This window comes from Streptomyces sp. NPDC001093, assembly GCF_040298985.1.
Classification (GTDB): domain Bacteria; phylum Actinomycetota; class Actinomycetes; order Streptomycetales; family Streptomycetaceae; genus Streptomyces.
Window position 1 is genome coordinate 112,246 of the sequence record NZ_JBEPBF010000011.1, and the last position, 6,803, is coordinate 119,048.

General features: G+C 70.3%; 6 protein-coding genes and 2 pseudogenes. 4 read left to right on the forward strand and 4 right to left on the reverse strand.

The window, feature by feature from the left end:
* Positions 1–31: 31 nt before the first annotated feature.
* The 3 genes from ABT288_RS08690 (at position 32) to ABT288_RS08700 (ending at position 1,996) form a co-directional block, all read left to right on the forward strand.
* A complete protein-coding gene (locus ABT288_RS08690; RefSeq protein WP_351604168.1) occupies positions 32–736 on the forward strand; it encodes a TetR/AcrR family transcriptional regulator in 705 nt (234 codons plus the stop codon).
* A 65-nt stretch (positions 737–801) separates the two neighbouring features.
* Entirely contained in the window at positions 802–972 is a 171-nt protein-coding gene (locus tag ABT288_RS08695) for a hypothetical protein (protein WP_351604169.1), read from the forward strand.
* 670 nt (positions 973–1,642) lie between these two features.
* Positions 1,643–1,996, forward strand: coding sequence for a hypothetical protein (locus ABT288_RS08700; RefSeq protein ID WP_351604171.1), 354 nt, complete (start codon positions 1,643–1,645; stop codon positions 1,994–1,996).
* A gap of 83 nt (positions 1,997–2,079) precedes the next feature.
* Here the strand turns inward: ABT288_RS08700 and ABT288_RS50155 are convergent, their stop codons facing one another.
* The 4 genes and pseudogenes from ABT288_RS50155 to ABT288_RS08730 form a co-directional block, all read right to left on the reverse strand.
* Positions 2,080–2,913 carry a hemerythrin domain-containing protein gene (locus ABT288_RS50155; RefSeq protein WP_502972735.1) on the reverse strand — a complete coding sequence of 278 codons (834 nt, stop codon included), beginning with the start codon at positions 2,911–2,913 and terminating at the stop codon, positions 2,080–2,082.
* A gap of 176 nt (positions 2,914–3,089) precedes the next feature.
* Positions 3,090–4,187: pseudogene (locus tag ABT288_RS08715) on the reverse strand (MFS transporter).
* Between the two features lie 265 nt (positions 4,188–4,452).
* Positions 4,453–5,217 carry a YqjF family protein gene (locus ABT288_RS08720; RefSeq protein WP_351604173.1) on the reverse strand — a complete coding sequence of 255 codons (765 nt, stop codon included), beginning with the start codon at positions 5,215–5,217 and terminating at the stop codon, positions 4,453–4,455.
* A gap of 265 nt (positions 5,218–5,482) precedes the next feature.
* Positions 5,483–6,463 carry an Acg family FMN-binding oxidoreductase gene (locus tag ABT288_RS08730; RefSeq protein WP_351604175.1) on the reverse strand — a complete coding sequence of 327 codons (981 nt, stop codon included), beginning with the start codon at positions 6,461–6,463 and terminating at the stop codon, positions 5,483–5,485.
* Positions 6,464–6,678: 215 nt separating this feature from the next.
* Between ABT288_RS08730 and ABT288_RS08735 the strand changes: the two are divergent.
* A pseudogene (locus ABT288_RS08735) lies at positions 6,679–6,803 on the forward strand (DUF6457 domain-containing protein); the annotation flags it as partial.

Below are 6,803 nucleotides of genomic sequence, written 5' to 3' on the forward strand. Positions count from 1 at the left end.
GTATCGCCCGATGCGGTGTATCGTTAGAGGCATGTTGGTGTGGGAGAGGCCGGAGCCACCGAATCGACCCGTGCCGGCCCCGTTGAGCCGGGAGCGGATCGTGCGGGCGGCGATCCAACTGGCCGACGCGGACGGCCTTGACGCGGTGTCGCTGCGCAAGGTCGCCACCGCGCTGGACGTCCGTCCGATGCGGCTGTACGGCTACATCGACAGTAAGGAGGAGTTGCTCGACCTGATGGTCGACGCCGCCCACGCCGAGATCCGGCCGGTCGGAGACGGCTGGCGGGAGGTACTCCGGTCTCTTGCCGAAGCCACTCGGCACGCCGCTCACGAGCACGAATGGCTCGCCGATCTACTGGGTGGCCGACCCCAGCTCGGACCGCACGCGCTGGCCAGTGGGGAGACCGTGGTGGCCGCGATGGGCGCCGTCGACGTGGACGCCGTCATGCCGGTGGTCGCCGCAGTCAACGCGTACGTGATCGGCGCGGTGCGTCGGGAGATCGCCGAGCGGCGTGCCGAGCGGGCCACCGGGATGGACGAGAAGCGCTGGCAGGCCTCACTCGGGCCCTATCTGCAGCGAACCTTCGCCACTGGCCGATTCCCCGCGCTGGCCACGGTGGTGCGCGATGCCGCCCACCTGGACGCCGACCACACCTTCCGGATCGGTCTCGACTTCCTGCTCGACGGCATCGAAGCCGGCATCTCAAGGTCCTCGCCAAAGGGCGCCGGAAACTGACGGAGCGCCATGGATCTGACACGAGCGCTTCTCTGAGCTGGTCCGCTTCCACCGACAACGTGGGCGTGGCCGGTAACACCTCCTCGCAGTCGGCTGCCGTGACCGCCACCACCACCAGCGGGACACTGGTGTCCCAGGGCCACAACGCCGGGGCCGCCCACCGAGGACGCCTTCTGCGCCGCCTCCAACGCCGTGGACGGCAGCACGTCCACCCGCTGGAGCAGCTGCTTCTGTGACCCGTCAGCCCACCACCCTGCGCATACCGCATACCCACCGGCCTGCTGCAGGCATCACCACCCGTCACCACCCCCGATGGGGCGAGCAGATGTCACGGGCCCCTGGGTCCCTGGGCCCACGCTTACAACGCACTGGACTGCTCGGCCGTCAAGCCTCGGGCACCTACCGCCACACGGCTCTGTCCGCGCTGGGAGAGCAGGGGCAGACCCGGCACGGGGGGAACCGGGCCTGCCCCAGCACGTCGGCGCCTGCAGACCCTCCCCCCGGAGGATGGGCGCCATGACCCCGCCCGGGGTCACTTCCAACAGCGCACCGCACGTCAGGAGTGTCACGGGAGAACGGGGATGGTTGCGAGACCGGCAACTTTATGAAGGAACACCCCTGCCTCCTTCGCAATCCGGTCACGCAATACGCAAACGCCGGCGACCGAGGACTGCGGCATTTCCCGAATCACACCCCGCCATATAGTCCGGATAAGTGCCCTGACACAGGAACATGTAGGTAAGTGCACGCACAGGCAGCCCTATTCGAGACATCACAGGCGGCGGTGTAACGCCGCAGTGCCTGCGGAACGCAGAACCAGGGAGAAGCGAGGTGCCGGCCCGGCTGATTTTCGGCGCCCCGGCACGAGCACAACAGACATGGCACTACGTCAGATCGGATTTCCCTGTGAGCAACATCGACCCGGCTCCCGGATACCGGGAATACAACGAGCGCTCGGGCCCCTACCGCGCCGTGCGCCGTCAGGGCACCACGCGGCGTACGGCCATCACCATCTGCACAATCGCCGACACCGCGGCGGGACTGCTGGGCCTGTGGATCGTGCTGTTCCTGCTCGACGCGAACCGCGCGAATGTGTTCGTCGGATTCGTGCGGAGTACGGCGGACTGGCTGTCCTGGTGGTCACAGGACATTTTCACGATGAACACGGAAAGCCTACGCGTTGCCCTTGATTATGGTCTCCCGGCCGTCATGTATTTGCTGATCGGCCACGGGATCGCTGCCCGGCTCAACCGGGCCTGACAGTGGACCGGCCTCATTGTTGATCACCATGGAAAAGGTCCGACCATGACACACAGCGCAAGTAGGAACGATCACCCGCCGATCTATGAGGAACTGATACGCGAGCGCGGTGACGTCGTTGCCGAAGCCCAACTGGCCGCGGAACACACACAGCACCAGGCAGCGGAGTTGCTGACCGGAGGGGACGCGGGTCGGCGAGATCGTCTCCGGGACGGCAGCATCGCGGCCGCCGCGCCTGGTCGGCCGGAGTGGCGCGGGTCGCCGCCGTAGGCGCACTCGACGCGGGTACGTCCCTGCGTCCCGCCCTCACCCCCTCGCCCCCTCACCCAGGGACCAGGCATGCCCCCGAGCGAGGCGGCCCGCTTCACGCCGCCACGCGGCTCGGCGCGCCCGTCGGCCAGGGGCGGCTCACCCCATACCGGACCGTACGCCCTGATCGTGTGCACATGCCCGGCGGCCACCATCTCCACGCCTCGTCCCAACTCGCCCGAACCCGGCCCCCGTTGCCGCGCACCTGCTGGTAGCCCCGGGCGCGCACGAGGTCGGAGACGATGTCCCACCGGGCGGTCACCGGGTCTCCCATCCGGGCCTTGGCCTCCCGGTACATCTGCAGCAGTGCTGCCCGCCTTGGCACGCGTGGCCTCGACCGCTTCCCACTCCTCGGTGCCGAGGTTGGCCCGTGCGGCCGGGAAGACGCCGTCCTGTTCCTTGAGAATGTGGTCGCGCAGCATGTCCATCGCCTCGGTCAACCGGTCCGGCCAGGTCGGGTCCGAGGGTGTCGCGCCGCCGGCGGCCTCCGATAGCACCGCATCGATGCGACGGTGCTCGGCCTCCAGAGCGGCTATCTGGTCGGGGAAGTCGGCGGCCAGCGCGGGGAACAGGCCGTGCTCCTCGACCTGGGTGTGCGGTTCGAGCACCCGCGCGATCTCCCGGGCGACCTCTGCCCGCCCTCCTGCTGGGCAGTCCGGAGGTGGCTGATGAGGCGGACGACCTCGTCGTGCTCCCGGGTCAGTTCATCGATGGCCGCCAGCGACTGGCAGCCGCAGTACTCGCACACCGGACTTCTCCTTCTTCCCAAAACAGTCTGCATTTCTCAATCCGCCGGTAACCCGCTGTGATGCCGGCGGCTGGTGCGCTGCTTGCGCTCGCCGCCTTCGGCTGCGGCGCGGACACCGGTGAGGGTGTAGGCCAGTGCGGCGGTGGCCACGACCGCGAGCACGGCGAGACCGGCCGCGTACGACCCGTACTCGCCGTACAGCGAGCCCCTCACCAGCGGCGGCAGGAAGCCTCCCAGACCACCCGCGGCGCCGACCACGCCGGTGACCGAGCCAATCTTGCCGGCCGGGGTCCGCAGGACCACCAGGGCGAAGGTCGCGCCGCTGCCCGCGCCGAGCGCGGCGGCCATGGCCAGGAAGGCGATGGTTCCCACCGGCGCGAGGGCCGGGGTGCAGGACTGCACGACCGCCCCCGCCACGACCACGGACAGCGCCGCGGCCAGCACCCGGACCGGGCCCAGCCGGTCGGACAGCCAGCCGCCGACCGGGCGCATGGCCACCGCGAGGAGCACGAACCCGGCCATGCGGTCCGCGGCGTCCGCCTGGGGCAGGCCGTAACCGGTCTTGAGGTAGGTGGGCTGGTAGGCGGAGAAGGCGACGTAGCCGCCGAACGCGACCGCGTACAGCGCGGATGCCTGCCAGGTGATGCCCAGCCGGACGCGTCACGCAGCAGCAACGCGGCCGTCACGGCGTACACGGCCAGGATCACGGCGGTGATCAGGAACGGGGTGGACACGCTGTGCGCGTTGACCAGCTTGACCGTGGTCAGGGCGCTGCTGGCGGTGCCGCCCATGCCGGCGCCGAAGGTACCGATGGCCAGACCGCGCCGCTCGGGCGGGAACCAGGCGGTGACGCAGGGGACACCAACGGCGAACGCGGTGCCGCCGATGCCGAGGAAGAATCCGCCGACCAGCAGGGCGGCGAGGGAAGAGTGACCGACCAGGCCGAGGTGGAGCACGGGCACGATGGTGGTTGCCGACACGATGGGGAACGCCGAGCGGGCTGAGCAGCGCCCAGGCCCAGAAGTTGACGGCGAAGCCGACCGTGGCCAGTGCCAGCATCAGCCTGGCGCGGCCCGGCACCGGCTCGTGCGCCGACGGCGTTGCGTCGCTTCTCCCAGACCGTTGGAGCACCATCGTGTACCTCCTGATCACGGTGACCCGGCCGTCCGCGCCCTGACGGCTCGGCGGCCCGGGTCCAGATTTCGCGATCCGGGGCTGTCATGCCCGGGGCCGACGGGGTGCCTCCCGCCGGTCCGACCGGTCCTCGCGCGGGGACCATAGGGGCCACCCCAAGAGGCAAGCTGTCAGGGCCGATGGTCCCCGCCCGTGCGCCGCCGCACTCGGACCACAGGAGCGATCCGCAGCATCGGAGCCGGAGAGGCAGCCTTGAGACGCTGTGTCAGCTCCCGTATTCGGAGTTCAGCCGGCGGACGGGGCGGCCGAGGCGAACCGGGACACCCGGTGAGTACAGGACGCTGACCGGGGCGGCGACCGGCGCGGGCAGGCCGGCCGCGGTGAGCAGGTTCTCCTCGCAGGTGATCAGCTCGGCGCGGTGCAGGGGCCAGCGCGGGTGGTGGTTGGGCAGGTACGCCGCACCACCGGCGAAGGCGTTGTGCATGCCCCAACGGGCCGTGAGAAAGTGCTCCAACTCGGTGGGTTCCTCGATGCGTTCGCCCGGGCGTACGGTGACGCGGCTGTACGCGCCGCGCACACTCGGCCAGCGTCGCGAGCTGGTGTAGGTGACGGTGTCACCGGTGGTGCGCAAGGACATACGGGACCACAGGTAGGGAAGGCGGAAGCCGATGCGTCCCATCACCACCGGGATCAGACGCGAGGCGTCCATCGAGCGGAAGACAACACCGCGGCGTCCGTGCGCGTCCACCGAGTACAGGCGGACGTTGGTCTCCGGGAACGAGCCGAGGTAGGGCAGCCCGGGCAGCCGGAACCAGCCGACCTTGTGCATGCGGAAAGCGACGAGCCCGACGTAGGTGACCCCACCGTGCATGTCGGGAACGGTCCCGGGTGGCATCAGCTTTGCCACCATGGCCGGTTCGACGGCCCAGTGGATGAACGTCAGATCCAGCCACTGCTGGGTGAGCAGCGGGAAGCGTATGTCGACAGGAGCGTCCGGGGAGCGGGGAGCGTCGGGGACAGGCTTCTGCATGACTCGAGGATGACAGATGACAGATGACGGGCGACTGGCCAGGACGAGTAGGCCGATCTGAACGGAGCTCAACCACCGCCGGACCCGACAACCACGTGAGGGAGTCTGGACCGATGTCCCACAACGACGGCTTCCCTGCACTCGATCGGCGGGAGTGCCTGCGCCTGCTGGCCAAGGTGCCGGTCAGCCGCATCGTGTACACCCCGCGGTGACCGATCCCGCCGAACACGATGAAGAGCACTCCGTGTGAGGTCGGCCGGCCCCCTCAGTCCGCGCGATGCCGGGCGGTCCGCGCGAAGGCGCGCGGTGTACGCCCGCCGTCCGGTCCGTAGCCGAACCGGATCAGCAACTGGGCGCAACAACGCCGTTGCGGCAGGCAGGCCGCCGCCCGCAGATCCGGCCATTCCATCGCCTGGTGCAGCATCGAGGTGCGCACTCCGTGCGCGGTCGCGGTCAGCAGCACGTGCTCCAGGGCCTGGCCCGCCCGCAGCCAGTCCTCTCGCCGGTCGCGGGCCGTCCACAGCAAGGCCAGCTGGGCGTGGCGCTCGAAGTGCTGGTCCGGCAGCCGCGGTACGGGCAGTCGGCCGGTGAAGTCACGCATCGGGATCCGTCCGTCCGCGTCCCGCGGTCCGAGAGCGCTGAGCGGGATGCCGTAGGGCACATTCGCACCAGGGACCGTGATCCAGGCACGGGATTCGGCGGTGCGTGCCGGGCTGGCCTGGTTGCGCGCTTCGGCCGTCGCTGTCAGACCGAGTAGCAGCCGTGTCTCGGCGAAGCCGGGCACATACAGTCGCGCACCCTGGGACTGTGCTGCCTCGGCCATCTCCGCCACGACCGCCTCGGGCACCGGGCGGCCGGTGAACGGCATCCGGCTGGTGTGGCGCCGCTCGACGGCCGGGTACAGCCACCGGTAGCCGGGCAACTCTCCGGCGGGCGTGGTCAGCTGTACGGTGGCCAGCGGGTCGGGCTCGCCGGGATCGGGCAGCAGCCGCACCACGGGGTCCCAGCCCAGGTGCGCAATGGCGACCCGCAGGTTGAAGACCGCGGCTCCCACGGAGAGGTGCTGGGCGCGCCGATCGGGATCGGCCAGCGGCAGTGCGCGCCTGCTGTCGGCGCGGACCTCGATGTACCGGGTGGCGGCCTGCAGCCCGAAGCACCACGGCCGCGTGTTGTGGATCGACGGTGCCGCCACGGCCGCGGTCATCAGCGTCTCCAGCACGCTGGCGTCGATCTCCCGGGTCTGCATGCGCGGCTCCTCAACTCCTGTGAGGAGCCGCAGGGATGTGCGGGGCTCCCCGTAGGTCCTCTACCTTCGGTCGTCACAGGACGCCTGACGAGGGCCGTCCGTCCCCCACTGCGGACCGGACGACCCGGGCCCGAGGCCGTGTCCCGCATTCCGGCTGCCCGTCGCGGGCGGCGAGTGGCGGCGTACGTCGGTTTCCTGATCGGCACCGGTGGTGGCTCCTGCTCAGCCTCGCGGGCGATGCCGCCCACGGCGTCGCCCGACCCGCCGCGCCGCTCACGACCTTCCTGGTCGGATACGCGGCGGGCCGGGCCGGCGGTGGTCCCGACGCGGTGACCGCCGC

Excerpts from the sequence above, each read along its gene's own strand:
- ABT288_RS08690 (WP_351604168.1), top strand. The coding sequence starts at position 32 with ATGTTGGTGTGGGAGAGGCCGGAGCCACCGAATCGACCCGTGCCGGCC.
- ABT288_RS08720 (WP_351604173.1), bottom strand. The coding sequence starts at position 5,217 with ATGCAGAAGCCTGTCCCCGACGCTCCCCGCTCCCCGGACGCTCCTGTC.
- ABT288_RS08730 (WP_351604175.1), bottom strand. The coding sequence starts at position 6,463 with ATGCAGACCCGGGAGATCGACGCCAGCGTGCTGGAGACGCTGATGACC.